The organism is Faecalibacterium sp. Marseille-Q4137 (assembly GCF_017377535.1).
Lineage (GTDB): Bacteria > Bacillota > Clostridia > Oscillospirales > Ruminococcaceae > Faecalibacterium > Faecalibacterium duncaniae.
Window position 1 is genome coordinate 1 of sequence record NZ_JAFREK010000021.1, and the last position, 19,233, is coordinate 19,233.

A 19,233-nucleotide genomic window follows, 5' to 3' on the forward strand; every position below is an offset into this window, starting at 1 on the left:
TTGCATCTTTTTTGAGTTTTTTCTATATTTCGCAAAAGGAGTGCTTCCGGGCAGGGTTTGCGACACTTTTCTGCCTGCTTTCCTTATTTATAATATAGGCACAGAAATCCCCGGCAGTCGATCTGACCGCCGGGGATTGCGTTTTCTTCTTACTGTTCCTGTTTCATCTGATGCAGGGTCAATCCTACTGCCACAGCAAGCATGGGCAGCACAGAGATCAAACCGATGGGCATGGGACCCAGTACATTATAATATGCATCTGCCGGGGTGATCAGTACCTGCGGCAGCGCCGCAATGGCATTGAAAGCCCCATGCGCAATGGCAGGCACCCAGATACAGCCTGTTTTCTCGTAGAGGAAATCCAGCAGGGTGTTCAGGGCAAAGCAGACCACACACCACACTACAAGCCCCAGCACCGGTGCGCCCAGATAGTTTGTGCCGTACTCGTACCCCACCAGCAGCATCAGGGGCCAATGCCAGACACCCCACACAACGCCGCCCAACAGACGACCATTCAGCAGGCCGAACCGCTCCTTCAGGCGGGGCATCATGTAGCCGCGCCAGCCGGCCTCCTCGCCCAGTGCGGGGAACATATTGATGGCGGGGGCAAGAATCACCGCAAACAGCCCGTTTTGCAGCAGATAACTGAGGGTGGAGACCCCCAGCTCGCTGCGCAGGGTCTGGGCATCCATCTCACCGCCGTAGGCGGCCACCAGCCAGCTGCAGGAAAAGTCCAGCCGGGAGGGGAACACGGCAAAATACAGCACTGCGCCCAGCAGGGTGAACACTGCCGGGCCAAACCATGCCGCCAGCCAGAACCGTCGTTTGCCCTGCACCTTCCAGCCGATACCGACAGGCTGGCGCAGAAACACTTTTTGCACCAGCAGCACAGCCAGCAGCGGGCAAAACATGGTGCCGATCAACGCCAGCTGATACAGCACGGCATTCTTCTGCTGGAGCAGGGCCATACAGCCGCCCACCTGGCACAGCCACGCCAGACCAAAAGCGATCAGGAAATAAATAGAAAAGCCCTGTTTTTCTTTTGCACTCATACAAATTTCACCGCCGTTCCGTAAGCAATGACCTCTGCCGCACCCTGCATGACACTAGCGGAGGCGTAACGCATCCCAACCACAGCATCGGCTCCCAGTTCCTCCGCATTCTTTGCCATGCGGCCTGTGGCGATCTGCCGGGCCTCGGTGAGCATCTCAGCGTAGTCGGTAACTTCGCCGCCTACAAGGGTACGGAACCCGGCCATGATGTCGTGGCCAAGGTTGCGGCTCTGCACGGTGCTGCCCCGCACCACCCCCAGAGCCTCGATCTTTTTACCGGGGACTTCGTTAATAGTTACGATAAGCATCTTCTTCTCCCTTTCCGATCTCTTTGAGACGATCCACCAGCACCTTCAGCGTGCCGATGATGCAGCCTGCCGGGATGCCGAATAGTACCACCAGCAGCGGCAGCGGCGGAGTCTCCTCCGGGTCCACGCAGGCGGCCCATACCATGATGCCCATGATGAACAGCATCAGGGCCGTAAACAGCCCTGCCCCCACCAGTGCACCCCGGACCCGTTCTGCTTTCCGGTCTGTCTGCTCAATGTTCACAAAACTCACTCCCTGTTCTTCCTTTGCGGTCAGGCGCGCCAGCGTCTGCTCCACATCCAGTTCATTGAGGCTGACAGGTTCCTTTTGAAGCAGGGCGCAGAAGTTCACTGCCTCGTCCAGATCGGTGCGGCGGGTGTGCAGGCGCTCCAGCTGACGGGACATTCCCTCAGCCAGCGTGCACTCTCCCTCCAGCATCTGCCGGATCTCGGCCAGCGGCACATCCAGTTTGCGCAGCAGTTTGATGCGCCGCAGACGCTCAATATCCGCCTCCGAGTAACTGCGGTAGCCGTTGCCGGGCTCCCGCCGGGGGCTGATGAGTCCCTCTTCCTCATAAAAGCGGATATTCTTTTTGGTCACGCCCACGGCGGCTTCCACCTCGTTGATCTTCATTGGCTCCGCAGCCTCCTTACAGACACCATCTTACACCTTCCAGAAAGGGGAAGGTCAATGGTTTTTTGAAAAAAGAACTCCCTTCGTCTCGCATTCGCTCGACACCTCCCTCAGAGAGGGAGGCTTACCGTACGGGCAGGCTCCCTCCTTGAGGGGGCTGTCTGCGGAGCAGACTGGGGGAGTTTCTTCCTTTAAAAATAGCACTTGATCTGGAACCGATCGGCATTGTCCTGCTTTTTCTCCACCACGATGCGCTCATGGTTGAAATCAAAGTGAACCGGGGTACACAGGTCGGTGTTGCGGGTCAGGCGAAGAAGCTCCTGCACCCGCTTTTTCTCCTCGGGCACATAGAACAGATAGCTCACGCCCTCCTTTTTGGCGCGGCCGGTGCGGCCGATCCGGTGGGTGTAATGTTCGTTGTCGCCGGGGACATCGTAGTTGATGACCGCATCCACATCCGAAACATCGATGCCGCGGGCAGCCACATCGGTGGCCACAAGGATCGCCAGCCTGCCATCCCGGAAGTTCTGCATGATCTGGTTGCGTTCCTTCTGGGAGAGGTCGCCGTGGAGACAGTCCACAGAGAAGCCCAGACGGGCCAGCTGGTTGGCCAGGGTGGCGGTATTGAACTTGGTATCGCAGAACACCATGACCCGCTTGTAGCCCTCGCCAATGATGATCTGAGCCAGGTCGGACAGCTTGTTGCGGCCGGAGGTCTCCAGCATGTACTGGGTGATCTTGGGCTGGCTCTCCTCCCTGGGCTGAACGGTGATTTCCTCGGCGTTGTTCTGATACAGCCAGCCGATGTCCATGACCTCGCGGCTGATGGTGGCGGAGAACATGGACAGGCTTTTGCGGGCCTTCATCAGCTCAATGATATGCCGCACGTCCTTATAAAAGCCCATGTTCAGCATCTCATCGGCCTCGTCCAGCACCACCTGGGTCACATGGGCCAGATCGATGCTGTGGTGCTTATAGTGGTCCATCAGGCGGCCCGGGGTGGCCACCACGATCTGGCAGCCCTCTGCCAAACGCCTGGCCTGCTTTTCCATGTTGGCACCGCCGTACACGCAGGCCACCTGCACCTCAGGCATAAAGTAGGTCAGCTCGGTCAGCTCCTCGGCGATCTGCTGGGCAAGCTCCCGGGTGGGGGCCATGATCACAGCCTGCGGGTACTTTTTTTCCGGGTCGATATGTTCCGCCACCGGGATGCCGAAGGCACAGGTCTTGCCGGTGCCTGTGGGGGCTTTGGCGATCACATCCCGGCCTGCCAGCATCACAGGGATGGTCTTTTCCTGAATTTCCGTCATCTCCGCAAACCCCATCCGCTCCACGGCCTTGTGGATGGCTTCACTGCACTGCAACTCACTGTAAAGCATGTTTGATACTCCTTATCCTTCTACCCTTGTTTTGTTCAGTATACCATGAAACGCGGCGCTTGTCAGCACGCAAAAAGAGCCGTGCCCTTTTGGGGCACGGCTCTGCGGTTGGATCTGGGATGTACGCGCTCAGGCGGTCTCTTCCACGCTCTGAGCGGCGGCACGGCCTGCTTCCAGCTTCTGCTTGAAACGGCCGCTGGCCTTGAAGCCAGGGATGGAGGTGGACTCCAGACGGCTGGAGACCTTGGTCTTGGGGTTGGTGTAAGCCTTGGGCTTGCGGGGACGCATCTCAAAACGGCCAAAGCCGGCAATGGTCACCTTCTCGTCTGCACGCAGGCAGTCAGCGATCTGGTCAAACAAAGCGTCCATCGTGGTCTCGACCTGTGCTTCGGTAAAGCCAGTCTTGCGTGCCACGGTTTCGATCATCTGGGAACGAGTCATTGTATCGATATCCTCCTGGAACGTCCAAAAGTAACGTCTTTTGGCAAATTTTGCGTTGTTGAGTATAACAAATGCAGCCCCTCATTACGAGAGATTGCGCACGAAACGCACAATATTGCGCACGAGTTACATTTTGCGCGTTATTTTTTATGATACAGCGTTGCAATATCCACCAGCGGGATATTCTTCAGGTCATGGTCGCTGCGCAGGCAATCGACCAGAGCATTGGCGGTATCCACAGCAGTGATGCAGGGAATGCTCAGCTCCACGGCCTTGCGGCGCAGACGGACAGAATCGCGCTTGGGGTCACGGCCCTTGGCACTGGTGGAGAACACATAGTCCACCAGACCGCTCTGGAGCAGGTCCACGATGTTGGGGGATTCGCCGGACATGTTGCGCACCTCATTGCAGGGGACCATGTGCTTGTTGAGCCATGCACAAGTGCCGGAGGTGCCGTACAGCTTGTAGCCCATGCTCTTGAGCTTCCAGGCGATATCCACGAACTCGGGCTTGTCGCTGTCCTTCACGGTAAAGATGCAGCAGGAGGCGGGGCCGGGAGTCTTAAAGGTATAGCCCGCGCCGATCAGGCCCTTGAGCAGGGCATCGTGATAGTTGGGAGCAATGCCCAGCACCTCGCCGGTAGACTTCATCTCAGGGCCAAACTGGGTATCCACGCCGTGCAGCTTTTCAAAGCTGAACACAGGCACCTTAACGGCCACATAGGGGGCGTTGGGGTGCAGGCCGGTGCCGTAGCCCATATCTGCCAGCTTCTCGCCCAGGCAGCAGCGCACGGCCAGATCCACCATGGGCACACCGGTGACCTTGGAGATGTAAGGCACGGTACGGGAGGAACGGGGGTTGACCTCGATGACATAGACCTTGCCGTTGGAAACAGCGTACTGGACATTGACCAGACCGGTGACGTGGAGCTCGCGGGCAAAGCGGCCGGTGTAATCCACCATGGTGTCGATCTCGGCCTGGGTCAGATGCTGTGCCGGGTAGACACAGATCGAGTCGCCGGAGTGGACACCGGTACGCTCCACCTGCTCCATGATGCCGGGGATGAGGAAGTTCTCGCCATCACAGATGGCATCGACCTCGCACTCGGTACCCATGATATACTTATCCAGCAGGACAGGGTGATCCATGTCCACGTGCTCGGTGATAACGCCCATGTACTCGATGACATCGGCTTTGGTGTAGGCCACGATCATGTTCTGACCGCCCAGAACGTAGGAGGGACGCATCAGAACAGGCAGGCCGATCTCATCGGCGGCAGCCAGAGCCTCCTCCAGATTGAACACGGTGCGGCCGGGCGCACGGGGGATGTTGCAGCGCTCCAGCAGTTCGTCAAAGCGCTCACGGTCCTCTGCCTCGTCAATGGCATCCGCCGGGGTGCCCAGAATGGGCAGGCCGATCTCATCCATGTGCTTTGCCAGCTTGATGGCAGTCTGGCCGCCGAACTGGACAACGCAGGCATCGGGCTTTTCGGTGGCGATGATGTTGTCCACACTCTCCGGGTTCAGGGGATCAAAGTACAGACGGTCACCGGTGTCAAAGTCGGTGGAGACGGTCTCGGGGTTGTTGTTGACGAGGATGGCCTCGCAGCCGTGGTTCTTCAGGGTCCAGACACAGTGGACAGAGCAGTAGTCGAACTCGATGCCCTGACCGATGCGGATGGGGCCGGAACCAAAGACCAGCACCTTTTTCTTCTTGGGCTGGCCGTTTGCGGCAGCCTCTGCCTCTCTGGCAGCAATGAACTCGGCGGCCTCGTTGTCGCCGTCGTAGGTGGAGTAGAAGTAGGGGGTGTTGGCCGAGAACTCAGCAGCACAGGTATCGACCATCTTGAAACCGGCGCGGTAGTTCTCCACAGGCAGAGCTTCCACCTGTGCCAGACGCTTGATGGTCTTATCCTGGAAACCATACTTCTTGGCGGTCTGATACTGCTCCAGGCTCAGAACACCGTTGCACTTTGCCAGACCCTTTTCCAGGTCAGCCAGGTGCTGCATCTTATCCAGGAACCACCAGTCGATCTTGGTGATCTTCCAGATGGTCTCGTGGTCGATGCCGCGCTTGAGGGCCTCGTAGACACAGAACACGCGCTCCGCATCCTGCACATGCAGGTGGGCCACGATCTCGTCATCGGTCAGCTCCTCAAAGGGCTTGTGGGTCAGGGTGTCCATGCCCAGCTCGATGGAGGAGACCGCCTTCATCATGGCAGCCTCAAAGCTGTTGCCAATGCTCATCACCTCGCCGGTGGCCATCATCTGGGTGCCCAGAGACTTGTCGGCGTAGACGAACTTATCAAAGGGCCACTTCGGGTACTTGACCACGATGTAGTCCAGCGCAGGCTCAAAGCAGGCGCAGGTCTTGCCGGTGACATCATTGGTGATCTCGTCCAGCGTATAGCCAATGGCGATCTTGGTGGCCACCTTGGCAATGGGGTAGCCGGTGGCCTTGGAGGCCAGAGCGGAAGAACGGGACACACGGGGGTTGACCTCGATGACCGCGTAATCGTAGCTGTCGGGCTTCAGGGCAAACTGGCAGTTGCAGCCACCCTCAATGCCCAGCTCGGTGATGATATCCAGTGCGGCGGTGCGCAGCATCTGGTACTCGTGATCGGTCAGGGTCTGGGAGGGAGCCACGACCACGGAATCGCCGGTGTGGATACCGACGGGGTCCAGGTTCTCCATGTTGCAGACGGTGATCACGTTGCCCTTGTGGTCGCGCATGACCTCGTACTCGATCTCTTTCCAACCGGCGATGCACTTTTCCACCAGGATCTGATGGATGGGGGAAAGCCGCAGGCCGTTGGTGCCGATCTCGATGAGCTTTTCCTTGTTTTCGCAGATACCGCCGCCGGTGCCGCCCATGGTAAAGGCAGGGCGGACAATGACGGGATAGCCGATGCGGTCCGCACAGGCCAGCGCATCCTGCAGGGTCTCCACGACCTCAGAGGGGATGATGGGCTGGTGCAGCTTTTCCATCGTCTCCTTGAACAGCTCACGGTCCTCGGCGCGGTCGATGGTCTCAGGCTTGCAGGCCAGCAGGCGGATGCCGGTACGGTCCAGATAGCCGGAACGGGCCAGCTCCATGGAGAGGTTCAGGCCCATCTGGCCGCCCAGGTTGGGCAGAACGGAGTCGGGCTTCTCGATCTCCAGGATGCGCTCCACCACCTCAAGGGTCATGGGCTCGATATAGACATGATCGGCCACATCGGGGTCGGTCATAATGGTAGCGGGGTTGGAGTTGAGCAGAACGGTCTCAATGCCCTCTGCTTTCAGGGCGCGGCACGCCTGGGTGCCGGAGTAGTCGAACTCAGCGGCCTGGCCGATGATGATGGGGCCGGAGCCGATGACCAGCACCTTTTTGATTCTGGGGTCCTTGGGCATTTCAGCGCACCTCCTTTTTGGCTGCTTTGACGTTGTTCAGGAAGCGGTCAAACAGGAACTCCGTATCCTTGGGGCCGCCGTTGGCTTCCGGGTGGAACTGGACCGTGAAGCAGTTCCACTTCTTGTACTTGATGCCCTCGCAGGTGCCGTCGTTGGCGTTCACCTGTGCCACCTCGCCCATCTCGGCGGGCAGCTCCTCGCCCACGACCGCATAGCCGTGGTTCTGGCTGGTGATGAAGGTGCGGCCCGACTCAAAATCAGTGACAGGCTGGTTGGCACCGCGGTGGCCATACTTCAGCTTCATGGTCTTGGCACCAGCGGCCAGAGCGCTCAGCTGGTGGCCCAGGCAGATGCCGAAGGTGGGGATGCCCAGCGCAAAGATCTGCTTCAGGTTCTCGATGACCTCCACCGGCTCGGCGGGGTCGCCGGGGCCGTTGGACAGCATGATGCCGTCCGGGTTCAGGGCAGCCACTTCCTCAGCTGTGGCAAAGGCGGGCATCACCGTTACCTTGCAGCCGCGCTTGACCAGGCAGCGCACGATATTGCGCTTGCAGCCGTAGTGCATCAGCACGATGTGGGTCTCGCCCTTCTCGTTAAAGACCTCGGGCTTCTCGCAGGTCACGCTCTTGACAGCATCCGTCACGGCATAGGCGCGGATGGTCTCCAGCAGCTTCTCCGTCTCGGCCTTGTTGGCAGGGTCAGCGGGGTCAAAGGTGGTCAGGATGGCACCGTTCATCACGCCGCTCTCCCGGATGATGCGGGTCAGGTGGCGGGTATCGATGCCCTCGATGCCGATGGTATTGTTTTTCTTCAAAAAGCTGTCCAGCGTCTCCTCACAGCGCCAGTTGGAGGGGGTGGTGCAGGCCTCGCGCACAATGTAGCCCTTGGCCCAGATGCGGTCCGACTCCATATCGTCCTTGTTCATGCCGTAGTTGCCGATGAGGGGATAGGTCTGGGTGATGATCTGGCCGTAGTAGCTGGGGTCGGTCAGGGTCTCTTCAAAGCCCACCATACCGGTGGCAAAGACGACTTCGCCCACGGTAACGCCCTCAGCACCCACTGACTGGCCTGCAAAGACCATGCCGTTTGCCAAAAGAAGATAAGCGTTCATAGGTACTCCTTGTTTCAACACGGTTGTTGTCAAGTTACAGGGTCTGCTTGGCTTCCTGCTTCATCTTGCGGCTGCCCAGGTGCACCAGAGGCAGCTTGCCCTCCTTGCAGATGGGGCACTCCTCGGGTGCGTAGTTGGGCAGGTCCAGCTTCAGGGCGCTGGCCAGGATGGGAATGGGAGACGGAGCCTCGGGCTTGGTGCGGTCCACCACGCAGGTGATGCCCAGGCAGATGCCGCCGGCCTCTTCGATCACGCGCTTGGTCTCCAGGGAGGAGATGCCGGTGGTGACAACGTCCTCAGCAATGATGCACTTCTCACCCGGCTGGATGGCAAAGCGCTTCAGGGTCATCACATTGTCCACGCGCTCGGTGAAAATGGCGCGCTTGCCGGTCTGGCGGGCCAGCTCGTAAGCATAGACGATGCCGCCCATGGCAGGTCCCACGATGACATCCACATCCAGCTTCTTGATCTGATCGGCCACAGCCTTCATTACCTCGGCGCAGCGGTCAGGGTACTGCTGCAGGTAGGCCATCTGGCAGTATGCGCTGGAATGGCGGCCGGAGGAGAGCAGGAAATGGCCCTCCAGGAATGCGTCACAGCTCTTCAGAATTTCAAGTGCTTCACTCATTGTAGTTCTCCCTCTCTTTTTTATGAAAAATATCTTTTGAACGGTATTGTACCACGCTTTTGCAGTAATTGCAAATTTATGCGCAAATTTTCACTTTATACGCATAAGTCATGGTTATTCTGGTATATCAGCTCGATTATTCAGCATTTCGTGCGCAGCCGCGGATCTCCTCCAGCGTTTTCACGCCGTGGGCATCCATCCACTGTGCCATCTCATCGGCAATGGTCTCCATGGCGCGGGGGTTGGCAAAGTTTGCCGCGCCCACCTGTACCGCCGTGGCACCTGCCATGATGAATTCCAGTGCATCACGGCCGGTGGCAATGCCGCCCAGACCCACCACCGGGATGTTCACGGCACCCACTGCCTGCCAGACCATGCGCAGGGCAATGGGCCGCACCGCCGGGCCGGACAGACCGGCAAAGATGTTGTTGAACACCGGCTTGCGTTTTTCCAGATCAATGGCGCAGGCCTGGAAGGTGTTGGTCAGGCTGATGGCATCCGCACCGGCGGCCTCCACAGCCTTGCACATCTCGGGGATGTTCTCTGCCTGGGGGCTCAGCTTGACCATCAGGGGCTTTTTGCAGGCCGCGCGGACCATCCGCACCACCTCACCGGCAGCCTCGGCCTTCACGCCGTAGGCCATGCCGCCCACCTTGACGTTGGGGCAGGAGATGTTCAGCTCCACGATGTCCACTGCGCTCTCGCTCAGCAGAGCCGCGCCCTCAACATACTCTTCCTCACTGTGTCCACCCAGATTGGCAATGGCCACTGTGCCGTATTTCTGCTTGAGCTCCAGCATCTCGTTCAGCTCCACGTCAATGAAGTGCTGAACGCCGGGGTTCTGCAGGCCGATGCTGTTGATGAGGCCGGATGGGGTCTCCCACAGGCGCTCACCCTTGTTGCCGTACTGGCCGTGCAGGGTCAGGCCCTTGCCGGAGATGCCGCCGATCTTGGAAAAATCGGCCAGTTCTTCGTACTCCACACCGTAGCCCACAGTGCCGGAAGCGCCGATGACCGGGCTGTTCATCACAAAGCCCAGCAGGTTTGTTTTCAGGTCAGCCATCAGAAGAACACCTCCGTTGCATCAAAGACCGGGCCATTCTTGCACACGCTCTTGCCCTCGCCGCCCTTGGTCTCGCAGGTGCAGCCAAGGCAGGCACCAATGCCGCAGGCCATCTTCTTTTCCAGGCTCACGAAGCAGGGAGTGCCCTTTTCGGCACAGATCCGGGCAGCGTTTTTCATCATCACGGTGGGGCCGCAGATCAGCACGGCATCGTAATCTGCCGGGTCATACAGCTGGGTCACAAAGCCGTGGAAACCCACCGCGCCGGTATCGGTGGAGACCTTTACCACATTTGCAATAGAGCGGTACTCCTCCATGCAGTAGGGGGTATCCCGGAAGCCGAAGAACACGTCCGGCTTAACACCGGCAGCTGCCAGTTCCCGGGTGACCTGATACATGGGGGCGGTGCCAATGCCGCCGCCCACCACAGCGATCTTATGGTATTGTTCGGCCAGGGCCGGGATATCAAAGCCGTTGCCCATGGGGCCGGTCAGCTGGAAGGTATCGCCGGTCTTCAGCTGGGCAATTTTGTGAGTGCCTTCGCCGATGACCTGATACAGGAACTCAATGGTCTGGGTCTCCGGCTCCCACTTGTGCACGCTGATGGGGCGGGACAGGAAGGGGGCCTCATCGGCACCCCAGGCACGCAGGGTAAAGAACTGCCCGGCGTGGGGGGCATGTTCCCGGTCAGGCCAGAGGGCACGCAGGAGCCGGATGTCCGGCAGGATGCTCTCATGGCTCAGAACGGTGGCTTCACAGCAGGCTGCACGCATGAGCAATGGCCTCCTTCATGTTCACACACTCGTTGTAAGCGGCCTCATCAAAGGCCACGCCGGGCTGCTTCTTGTAGGCCAGCAGGATGCCGCGGCTGGAGTTGACCACGCCGCCGTTGCCCTTGGTCAGGTACTGGGCAATATCCTCCGCCTTGCCGCCCTGTGCGCCGTAGCCGGGGATGAGGAAGAAGCTGTCCTGATACTTGGCGCGGATCTCGGTGGCCTCCTCGATGTGGGTGCCGCCGATGACCAGACCGATGGAGGAGTAGCCGTGCTCGCCCATGTAGTCCTTGCCCAGAGCGTTCAGCTTGTCGCCCACCAGATCGTAGACGTGGCGGCCGTCTGCCAGCTTCTCATACTCAAAGTCCTTGGCACCGCCGTTGGAGGTGCGGCAGAGGACGAACATACCCTTGCCCTGCTTTTCGGCATAGGGCAGGTAGGGGCTGATGGAATCCAGACCCATGTAGGGGGCCAGGGTGACGAAATCGGACTCGAAGTCGCCGGTGAAGTGACCCATGGCGTACATCTCGGCGGTCTTGGCGATATCGCCGCGCTTGATATCGGCGATGACAGGGATACCGGCCTCGCGGACAGCGGCCAGGGTCTCGGCGTAGGCCTTCATGCCCTCCAGACCCAGGGACTCGTAGTATGCGATCTGCACCTTGTAGCAGCCAGCCACAGCCTTGGTGGCATCGATGAGCTTCTTGTTGAAGCGGACGATGTTCTCCCCCTTGGTCAGGGTGGTGTCCACAAAGTCAGCGGGCAGGTAGCTGAAATCAGTGTCCAGACCCACACATACCGGGCCGCGGGCTGCAACTGCTTCGTAAAGCTTGTCCATGTTTGTCATTGTCGGGTTCCTCCATACTCTCTTATTACGAATTAAACCTCTCAGTCAGCGCTGACGCGCTGCCAGCTCCCCTAGTAGGGGAGCCCTTGGCAAAGAGGTGAAGTGATACGTTCTGACTTTTATTCCTCCGCCTGATAGGTCAGCTTGCCGCCCTTGATGGTAGCATAGACCCTGCCGTAGAGCTGTGCACCATCAAAGGGGCAGTTATGGCTCTTGGAGTGCAGCTTTTCTTTGTCCACAGTGTAGGGGGTGTCGAGATCCACCAGCACGAAGTCTGCATCGTAGCCGGGCTCCAGCTGGCCCTTGGCAAGGCCCAGGATCTCTGCCGGGCGGGTGCTCATCAGGTGCACCAGCAGTTCCAGCGGCAGGCCCTCTTCCCTGCAGAGCTTGGTGTAGCAGACCCCAAAGGCGGTCTCGCTGCCCACCATACCGGCCATGCCCTTCAGCTTGTCCTCCTCGGAGTGGGGAGCGTGGTCGGTGGCAATGGCATCCACCACACCGGAACGGATACCATCGATGAGCGCCTGCACATCATCCGCAGTGCGGATGGGCGGGTTGACCCGGTAATCGCAGGTCTCATTGTTGAACCACAGGTGATGCGGGGTCACCTCGCAGGTCACAGGTGCGCCGCGCAGCTTTGCCATCTGGATGGCCTCCAGCGCGCCCCGGGTGGAAACGTGGCACATGTGCAGCCTGGTCTGGTAGTACTCGCTCAGCCAGCAGTTGCGCACGGTCTCCAGGTCTTCAGCCAGCCGGTAATCCCAGGGGCTGATCTCCATATCCTCGGCGTGGCTCATCACAGTGATATCCCGCTGGGTGCAGATGGCAAAGGCCCGGGCCATGGTGGCGTTGTCCTGCACACCGTGGCCATCCTCGGTGATGAACTTCACGCTGGCGGGCAGGGTCTTGAGGTGGTCGATGGTCTTGCCGTCAAAGTTCTCGGTGATGGAAACGGTCTGGTTCACATCGCACAGGCCCACCTCGGCGGCCTTCTGCTCCACCATGGCTGCCTGTGCGGCAGAGGAGCAGACGGGCTTTGTGTTGGGCATCAGGTTGACAAAGGTGTAGCCGCCTGCGGCCGCAGCCATGCTTCCGGTGGCGATGTCCTCCTTATATTCAAAGCCCGGGGTGCGCCAGTGGCAGTGCAGGTCCACAAAGGCGGGCAGCACGGTCAGCCCGCCGGCATCGAGGACAGTCTCCCCCTCCCCGGCCAGTGCGGAAAGATCCTGACCCACGGCGGCGATCTTTCCGTCTTTCACGAAAAGCTCCACCGGGCGGCCCGCAGCGTTTACAGCGTTGATGAGCAGCATATTCTTTTACCTCCCTGTTCGTATTTCGGATGGGCGGATGCGGGCATTGCAGCCCGCGGACAGGCAAAAAAAAGAACTTTTCCACAAACGGAAAAGTTCAAAAAGCGAAAAAAGGAAACACGGAACCCACCGCAAAAACGGCTGCAAACTGCTTTTTCAGTTCAGCGTTCATTTTTGACAGCATTCGTCCGCTTCTCCTTTTCCTTCGCATTTGTTTTCATTATATTTTATCATAGAAACGCAAAATGTGTCAATGCTTTCTGTAAGATTCCTGTGTGAAAAGGTTTTGACTGTATCTCCCGGAATTTTGGCTACTCTACCGAAAACCCGTTTCCCGCCCCATAATCCCTGCGTGGAGGGGGATTTTTCTCCGTCAATTCCTACCAAAGCACTGTACATTGAAGTTTGCATGTGTTATTATAGTATCTGTCAAAAAGAGAGGGCCGCACCGAGGCGGCTGAACAAAAGGGAGGGTTCCCCACATGAGCTTATTGGAGGACGCACGGAACATCCAGCGCAAAGACCCCGCCGCACGCAGCGTGCTGGAGGTCATCCTGCTGTACCCCGGCTTCCATATCCTGGTCTACCACCGCATTGCCCACTGGCTGTATGAGCACGGGCACTTTTTCCTTGCCCGCTGGGTCAGCCAGCACGGCCGCCACAAGACCGGCATCGAGATCCACCCCGGTGCCCAGATCGGCAGGTGCCTGTTCATCGACCACGGCATGGGCATCGTGTTCGGCGAGACCACCGTGATCGGCGATAACTGCACCATCTACCACGGCGTGACGCTGGGCGGCACCGGCAAGGACACCGGCAAGCGCCACCCCACCCTGGGCAACAATGTGCTGATCGGCGCGGGCACCAAGGTGCTGGGCCCGGTGTATATCGGCGATAACGCCCGCATCGGCGCAGGCAGCGTTGTGCTGCGCAACCTGCCCGCCAACTGCACCGCCGTGGGCGTGCCCGCCGAGGTGGTGCGCATCAACAACAAGGCCGTCAACCCCGCCGATGACCTGGACCAGCAGGATCTGCCGGATGTCATGGCCCAGCGCCTCACCGAGCTGGACCGCCGCATCAGCAGGCTGGAAAAGGACGCGCAGGGGGATGTGCCCCCCAGCATCCACGAGGTCATCCAGAAACAGCAGCGCTGAACCTCTCGGTCCCACTTTGCGTGCCAGCTTTCCTCATAGGGGAGCCGCTGGCATGGCGGTACTATCCGCAAAAACTGAACAAAGCTTCTACAAAATGAAAGCAGCTGCGCTCCGCACACACGGAACGCAGCTGCTTTTCTGTTATTTACAAGGAGTTTCAGCCAGTTCTTTGACCTTTTGTGCCGCTGCCGCCACCAGCTGGCCGATGGGCTGGTCGGGCACGCCCACCACGATGTTCTCACAGTGGTTGATGGGCACCAGCACCCGCCGGGCAGGGCTCTGGCAGACTGCCGCCGCCATGGCGGGGGTGATTTCGCCCAGCAGCGCATCGGCGATCACAATGCCGATGGGCCCCACGATAACATCCGCGGTGCGGCAGTTCACGACCACGGCGTTCTCGCCGGTGGCGGCGCGGACCGTCCCCGCCTTGAGCATGGCCGAAGTCGCAAGGCTGTTGGTGCCCACGGCGGTCAGCCGGGCTTCCGGGCAGGCGGCAGAGATGGCCGCCACCAGCTGGCGGCCCAGACCGCCGCCCTGGCCGTCAATGACCAGAACGTTCATCAGAAGTCGATCTCCTCCAGCCGCAACAGGGCGATGATGTAGATCTTCAGGGCCTCCAGCAGCTTATCGATGGGAGCTGCCTCGTTGGCACCGTGCATCGGGCCGCCGAACTCAGGCAGCACCATGTCCTCGTGCTCGGGGCCAAAGCTCACCGCATAGGGGAAGTGGCGGGCATAGGTGCCGCCGCCCATGGTAAAGGGCGTGGCATTCTCGCCGGTGACCTCGTTGTAGGTCTCGATGCAGGCCTTGATGGCGGGGGTATCGGCTGCGATATAGAAGGGCTCGGCACCCTCGGCCTTCTCCAGAGAAGCACCCGTGCCAATGGCAGCTTTGATCTGCTCCTTCATCTTCTCGGCGTTGGTGCAGGTGGGGTAACGGCTGTCCATGGTCTGGACGATCCGGCCCTCCCGCATGAAGATGCGGCCGCCGATGATGGTCAGGGGGCCGAAGGGGCCGTCGGCGCAGTCGATGCCCAGGCCGGTGCCTGCGGTGGAAGCGTGCAGTTTTTTCAGGGCTTCCAGATAGGCGCGCTCTGCATCGTTGCACAGACCGTTGTCCAGCAGGTAGTTCACCACCAGACCGATGGCGTTGACCGTGCCCTCGGGCATGGCGGCATGGCCGCTCTTGCCCCAGCCCCGGATACGCACCCCATTGCCTTCCGGCTCCAGCGTGATGTTGGGGGCATTTTTCAGCTTGGTGATGTCAGTCTCTACCAGTGCGCTGGCGCGGTCGGGGACTGCATTGTTGGCAACGCCGCCCTCAAACTCCTTGATCTCACCGTTGCAGACCGGGCTGACCAGCTCCGCACCGAAATGGCCCTTCTCGCCGTTGCACACCGGGAACTCTGCATCCGGAGTGAAGCAGAACACCGGGGCCGGGTAGTTCTTGAGGTAATATTCCACATCGTTCATGTGGGTCTCTTCGTTGTCACCAACCATTGCGCGGATGGGATACCGCAGGGAAACGCCCTCCTCCTTGAGGAACTTCAGGGCGTACAGGGTAGCCACCATGGGGCCCTTGTCATCAGCCACACCACGGCCGATCATCCAGCCGTCCCGGATCTGCATCTTGAAGGGGTCCTGGCTCCAGCCGTTGCCCACGGGCACCACATCCACATGGCAGATGGTTGCCAGATACTTCTCGGGGTCTGCACCGGCCAGCTCGGCATAGCCGATGTAGTTCTCGCAGTTGCGGGTCGCCAGACCCATGCCTGCAGCCAGCTCCAGCGTCTTGTCCAGCGCCGCGCGGGGGCCCTCACCAAAGGGAGCTTCCTCGGTCGGGGTGCCCTCCACACTGTTGATGGCCACCAGCGCCGCGATGTCCTCCAGAATCTGCTCCTTGTTCGCCGCAATAAAGGCGTCGATCTTCTGATTCAATGCCTGATCCATGATTGCTTCGTCCTTTCTTTGTCGTAACGACACGTTACTGTTTATTGTAACACACTTAAAGCGCTTTTGCCAGCCTTCGGCAGCCTGCTTCTGTACGAAACCTCTCCGTCATCATCGCTATCGCTCGATGCCACCTCTCCTAATAGGCGAGGCAGGACTTGGTTTCCCTATCAGGGGAGCTGTCGCGGCAAAGCCCGCGACGGAGAGATTTATTCTCCTATCTGTCACACTGCAAACAGGCTGCTGGCCGCGCCCAACACACCGGCGCTGGCCAGGCCCATGATGATGCCCGCCAGCAGCACACCGCCCATGCAGGCAATGAGAACATCCTTGAACTTCATGTCCAGAATGGAGGCTGCCAGCGTGCCGGTCCAGGCACCGGTGCCGGGCAGCGGAATCCCCACAAAGAGCAGCAGGGCAACGGTCAGGCCCTTGCCGGCCTTTTCCTCCAGTTTGCGGCCGCCCTTTTCCCCCTTGGTGATGAAGAACTTGCACACCGGCCCGATGACCGGTTTGTGGTAGCCCCAGATGAGGAACTTGCGGGCAAACAGATAGATAAAGGGCACCGGCAGCATATTGCCGAGCACGCAGACCAGATAGGTGGGCAGGGCGGGCAGGCCCATGCCCAGCCCGATCGGAATGGCACCGCGCAGTTCAATGACCGGCACCATCGAGACAAAAAACACCATCAGATAATACTTGAGCATCCAGGTTTCTCCTTATGATAAGATCATGATCGCAACGGCTTACAGGTCGATGACCAGCTCCACCGGGCAGTGGTCGGAACCGAACACCTCGTTGTGGATCTCGGCGGCGGTCACCTTGCCGGCGATGCGGTTTGAAACGATGAAATAATCTATGCGCCAGCCCGCGTTCTTTTCCCGGGCGTGGAAGCGGTAGCTCCACCAGCTGTACTTCACCTCGTCCGGGTGAACCGCGCGGAAGGTGTCGGTAAAGCCCGCCGCCAGCAGCTCAGTCATCTTGGCCCGCTCCTGGTCAGTGAAGCCCGCGCTCATCCGGTTGGTCTTCGCATTCTTGATGTCGATCTCGGTGTGGGCCACGTTCAGGTCACCGCAGAGGATGACCGGCTTTTTCGCGTCCAGCTCCAGCAGGTAGGCCCGGAACGCATCCTCCCAGGTCATGCGGTAGTCCAGCCGCTTCAGGCCGTCCTGGCTGTTGGGCGTGTAGCAGTTGACCAGATAGAAGCCGGGATATTCCAGCGTCAGCACCCGGCCCTCGTGGTCGTGCTCCTCCCTGCCGATGCCGGTGGTCACGGCCAGCGGGGCCGTTTTGCACCAGCAGGCCGTGCCGGAGTAGCCCTTTTTCTCGGCAGAGTAGGTGTACTCGGTGTAGCCCTCGGGGGCAAAATCAGCCTGCCCCGGCTGCATCTTGGTCTCCTGCACCGAGAAGATGTCGGCATCCAGCGCCGCAAAGCTTGCGGCAAAATCGTGGGTCAGGCAGGCCCGCAGGCCGTTGACGTTCCAGCTGATCAGTTTCATATCCTGTTCCTTTCTTATGCCTGATATTTTGTTTTCCATGCGCCGCTCTTCATGCGCGCCACAAAGCAGATGACACGGCAGACCCAGTCAATGACCATGGCGATCCAGACACCCACAGCGCCCCAGCCCATCCTGACACAGAGCAGGTAGCTGAACCCCAGCCGCCAGATGGCCATGCTGAGCACAGAGACCACCATGGTAAATTTCACATCGTTGGCCGCGCGCAGGGCGTTGGGCAGAACAAAGGAGGCCGGCCACAGGAACAGGCCGCTGCCTGCGTGGATCTGCACCAGCAGGATGGCCAGCGCCATGGTCTCGCCGGAGAGGGCGTAGATGCCCACCAGCGGCTTGAGGAAGAGCAGGATGCCGCCGTTGAAGATTCCCATAGAGATGTAGGCCCAGAGCAGCAGCTTGCGGGTGTAGAAAACAGTCTGTTCATTGTCCCCTGCGCCAACGCAGCGGCCCACCACCGTGATCATGGCCAGACCAATGGCCTGCCCCGGGATGCAGCCCATGCCGTCCAGATTGTTTGCCACGGCATTGGCGGCGATCTGCACGGTGCCGAAGGTGGAGATCATGCTCACCACCAGAATGCGGCCCGCCTGGAACAGGCTGTTCTCAAAGGCGGACGGGATGCCGATGCCCAGGATGCGCTTTGCCATCCGGCCATCCAGCCGGAACGTTTTGGGCACGGTGAGCATGTGGCCCTTCTGGTAGCAGCGGTTCAGGATGAGCACCGCCGCCACAGCACGGGAGAGGACGCTGGGCCAGGCAACGCCGTCCACGCCCATACCCAGCACAAAGATGCAGACCGCATTGCCCACGATGTTGATGATGTTCATCAGGATGCTGATCTGCATGGAGATTTTGGAGTTGCCCATGCTGCGGAAGAGTGCCGCACCGGCATTGTACATGGCCAGGAACGGGTAGCTGACCGCCGTGATGCGCAGGTAGAGCACACCGGCCTCCAGTACGTCGGCATCGATGCTGCCATAGCACAGCCGGATCATGGGACGGGCCAGCACAAAGCAGAACACCCCCACACCCACGCCCAGCAGAGCGCTGAGCAGGATCAGCTGACCCGAGCTTGCGTTGGCGTGCTTCTGCTCCTTTGCACCCAGATACTGGCTGACCACCACCGCGCCGCCGGTGGCCAGCGCCGCAAACAGCACGATGATGAGGTTGTTGATCATATCCACCAGACTGACACCCGAGATGGCGGCTTCGCCGCAGCGGGAGACCATCATGGTATCGGCCATGCCCACCGTCACGGCCAGCAGCTGCTCCACCAGCAGCGGCCCCACCAGCCTGAGCAGGTCACGCTGGCTGAACAGCGGGGCCCGCCCGCCAAAGCACGGGGCTCCGTTTTTTGTGATCGTATGTTCCATTCTATTCCTCGCTTCTTCACACGCTTTCTGCCCTTCCGAGCCGCAGAGCGTCCTTTTCTCATAGATGTATCCATCATAACACAGCCGCATCCTGTTGTAAAGAATCAGCTTCTGCAATTCTGAACCTCTGCCCCGGCCCATGCTTGTTTCATCACTTTGCCAAACACATCTCCCCCGTTTTTGTGCGTTGTGACAAAATTACTTTTTTTGCTCGAACAAAAGAACTTTTTTCAAAAAAGCTCTTGTATTTTTCTGTGAAAAGTGTTATCTTGTATCCAACAGGAGCGTCAGTTGGATACAAAGCG

Annotated in this window: 18 protein-coding genes; 1 reads left to right on the plus strand and 17 read right to left on the minus strand. The window is 59.5% G+C overall.

From position 1 onward, the window contains the following. Window positions 1-149: 149 nt before the first annotated feature. From J3353_RS09700 to J3353_RS09755, 12 genes are all read right to left on the minus strand, one after another. Window positions 150-1,052 (minus strand): CPBP family intramembrane glutamic endopeptidase, encoded by a 903-nt coding sequence (locus J3353_RS09700; protein ID WP_207684751.1) that lies wholly within the window; start codon window positions 1,050-1,052, stop codon window positions 150-152. Then, a complete protein-coding gene (locus tag J3353_RS09705) occupies window positions 1,049-1,360 on the minus strand; it encodes a heavy metal-binding domain-containing protein (protein ID WP_005929259.1) in 312 nt (103 codons plus the stop codon). The genes J3353_RS09700 and J3353_RS09705 overlap by 4 nt, the downstream gene beginning before the upstream one ends. After that, on the minus strand, window positions 1,341-1,994 hold the full coding sequence (locus J3353_RS09710; protein WP_207684752.1) for a MerR family transcriptional regulator: 654 nt from the start codon (window positions 1,992-1,994) through the stop codon (window positions 1,341-1,343). Before J3353_RS09710 ends, J3353_RS09705 begins: the two co-directional genes overlap by 20 nt. Before the next feature lie 191 nt (window positions 1,995-2,185). Continuing rightward, a complete protein-coding gene (locus J3353_RS09715) occupies window positions 2,186-3,373 on the minus strand; it encodes a DEAD/DEAH box helicase (RefSeq protein ID WP_005929262.1) in 1,188 nt (395 codons plus the stop codon). 129 nt (window positions 3,374-3,502) lie between these two features. Then, the gene (locus tag J3353_RS09720; RefSeq protein WP_005929264.1) at window positions 3,503-3,814 is read right to left on the minus strand and encodes an HU family DNA-binding protein; all 312 of its coding nucleotides are present in this window, start codon (window positions 3,812-3,814) and stop codon (window positions 3,503-3,505) included. A 140-nt stretch (window positions 3,815-3,954) separates the two neighbouring features. Next, window positions 3,955-7,206 (minus strand): carbamoyl-phosphate synthase large subunit, encoded by a 3,252-nt coding sequence (gene carB / locus J3353_RS09725; protein ID WP_207684753.1) that lies wholly within the window; start codon window positions 7,204-7,206, stop codon window positions 3,955-3,957. 1 nt (window position 7,207) lies between these two features. Beyond that, window positions 7,208-8,317, minus strand: coding sequence for a carbamoyl phosphate synthase small subunit (locus tag J3353_RS09730; protein ID WP_154277555.1), 1,110 nt, complete (start codon window positions 8,315-8,317; stop codon window positions 7,208-7,210). A 34-nt stretch (window positions 8,318-8,351) separates the two neighbouring features. Further along, on the minus strand, window positions 8,352-8,945 hold the full coding sequence (gene pyrE / locus J3353_RS09735; RefSeq protein WP_097772757.1) for an orotate phosphoribosyltransferase: 594 nt from the start codon (window positions 8,943-8,945) through the stop codon (window positions 8,352-8,354). Window positions 8,946-9,081: 136 nt separating this feature from the next. After that, on the minus strand, window positions 9,082-10,008 hold the full coding sequence (locus J3353_RS09740) for a dihydroorotate dehydrogenase (RefSeq protein ID WP_005929272.1): 927 nt from the start codon (window positions 10,006-10,008) through the stop codon (window positions 9,082-9,084). Continuing rightward, window positions 10,008-10,781: a dihydroorotate dehydrogenase electron transfer subunit gene (locus J3353_RS09745; protein WP_005929274.1), complete on the minus strand. Its 774-nt coding sequence runs from the start codon at window positions 10,779-10,781 to the stop codon at window positions 10,008-10,010. Before J3353_RS09745 ends, J3353_RS09740 begins: the two co-directional genes overlap by 1 nt. Then, window positions 10,762-11,628: an orotidine-5'-phosphate decarboxylase gene (pyrF, locus tag J3353_RS09750; RefSeq protein WP_117506121.1), complete on the minus strand. Its 867-nt coding sequence runs from the start codon at window positions 11,626-11,628 to the stop codon at window positions 10,762-10,764. Before pyrF ends, J3353_RS09745 begins: the two co-directional genes overlap by 20 nt. A 119-nt stretch (window positions 11,629-11,747) precedes the next feature. After that, entirely contained in the window at window positions 11,748-12,938 is a 1,191-nt protein-coding gene (locus J3353_RS09755) for a dihydroorotase family protein (RefSeq protein ID WP_005929278.1), read from the minus strand. 482 nt (window positions 12,939-13,420) lie between these two features. Between J3353_RS09755 and epsC the strand changes: the two genes are divergently transcribed. Further along, the gene (gene epsC / locus J3353_RS09760; protein ID WP_005929282.1) at window positions 13,421-14,092 is read left to right on the plus strand and encodes a serine O-acetyltransferase EpsC; all 672 of its coding nucleotides are present in this window, start codon (window positions 13,421-13,423) and stop codon (window positions 14,090-14,092) included. Window positions 14,093-14,233: 141 nt separating this feature from the next. On the opposite strand, the gene J3353_RS09765 is transcribed toward epsC, so the two are convergent. The 5 genes from J3353_RS09765 to J3353_RS09785 form a co-directional block, all read right to left on the minus strand. Continuing rightward, complete coding sequence (locus J3353_RS09765) at window positions 14,234-14,653, minus strand: DUF3842 family protein (protein ID WP_098923257.1); 420 nt, start codon at window positions 14,651-14,653, stop codon at window positions 14,234-14,236. After that, window positions 14,653-16,041: a Sapep family Mn(2+)-dependent dipeptidase gene (locus J3353_RS09770; protein ID WP_156061785.1), complete on the minus strand. Its 1,389-nt coding sequence runs from the start codon at window positions 16,039-16,041 to the stop codon at window positions 14,653-14,655. Before J3353_RS09770 ends, J3353_RS09765 begins: the two co-directional genes overlap by 1 nt. A 224-nt stretch (window positions 16,042-16,265) precedes the next feature. Beyond that, window positions 16,266-16,748 carry a small multi-drug export protein gene (locus J3353_RS09775; protein ID WP_207684754.1) on the minus strand — a complete coding sequence of 161 codons (483 nt, stop codon included), beginning with the start codon at window positions 16,746-16,748 and terminating at the stop codon, window positions 16,266-16,268. Between the two features lie 39 nt (window positions 16,749-16,787). Continuing rightward, complete coding sequence (locus J3353_RS09780) at window positions 16,788-17,540, minus strand: exodeoxyribonuclease III (RefSeq protein WP_098923261.1); 753 nt, start codon at window positions 17,538-17,540, stop codon at window positions 16,788-16,790. A gap of 14 nt (window positions 17,541-17,554) precedes the next feature. Continuing rightward, window positions 17,555-18,928, minus strand: coding sequence for an MATE family efflux transporter (locus J3353_RS09785; protein ID WP_207684755.1), 1,374 nt, complete (start codon window positions 18,926-18,928; stop codon window positions 17,555-17,557). Window positions 18,929-19,233: the final 305 nt, after the last annotated feature.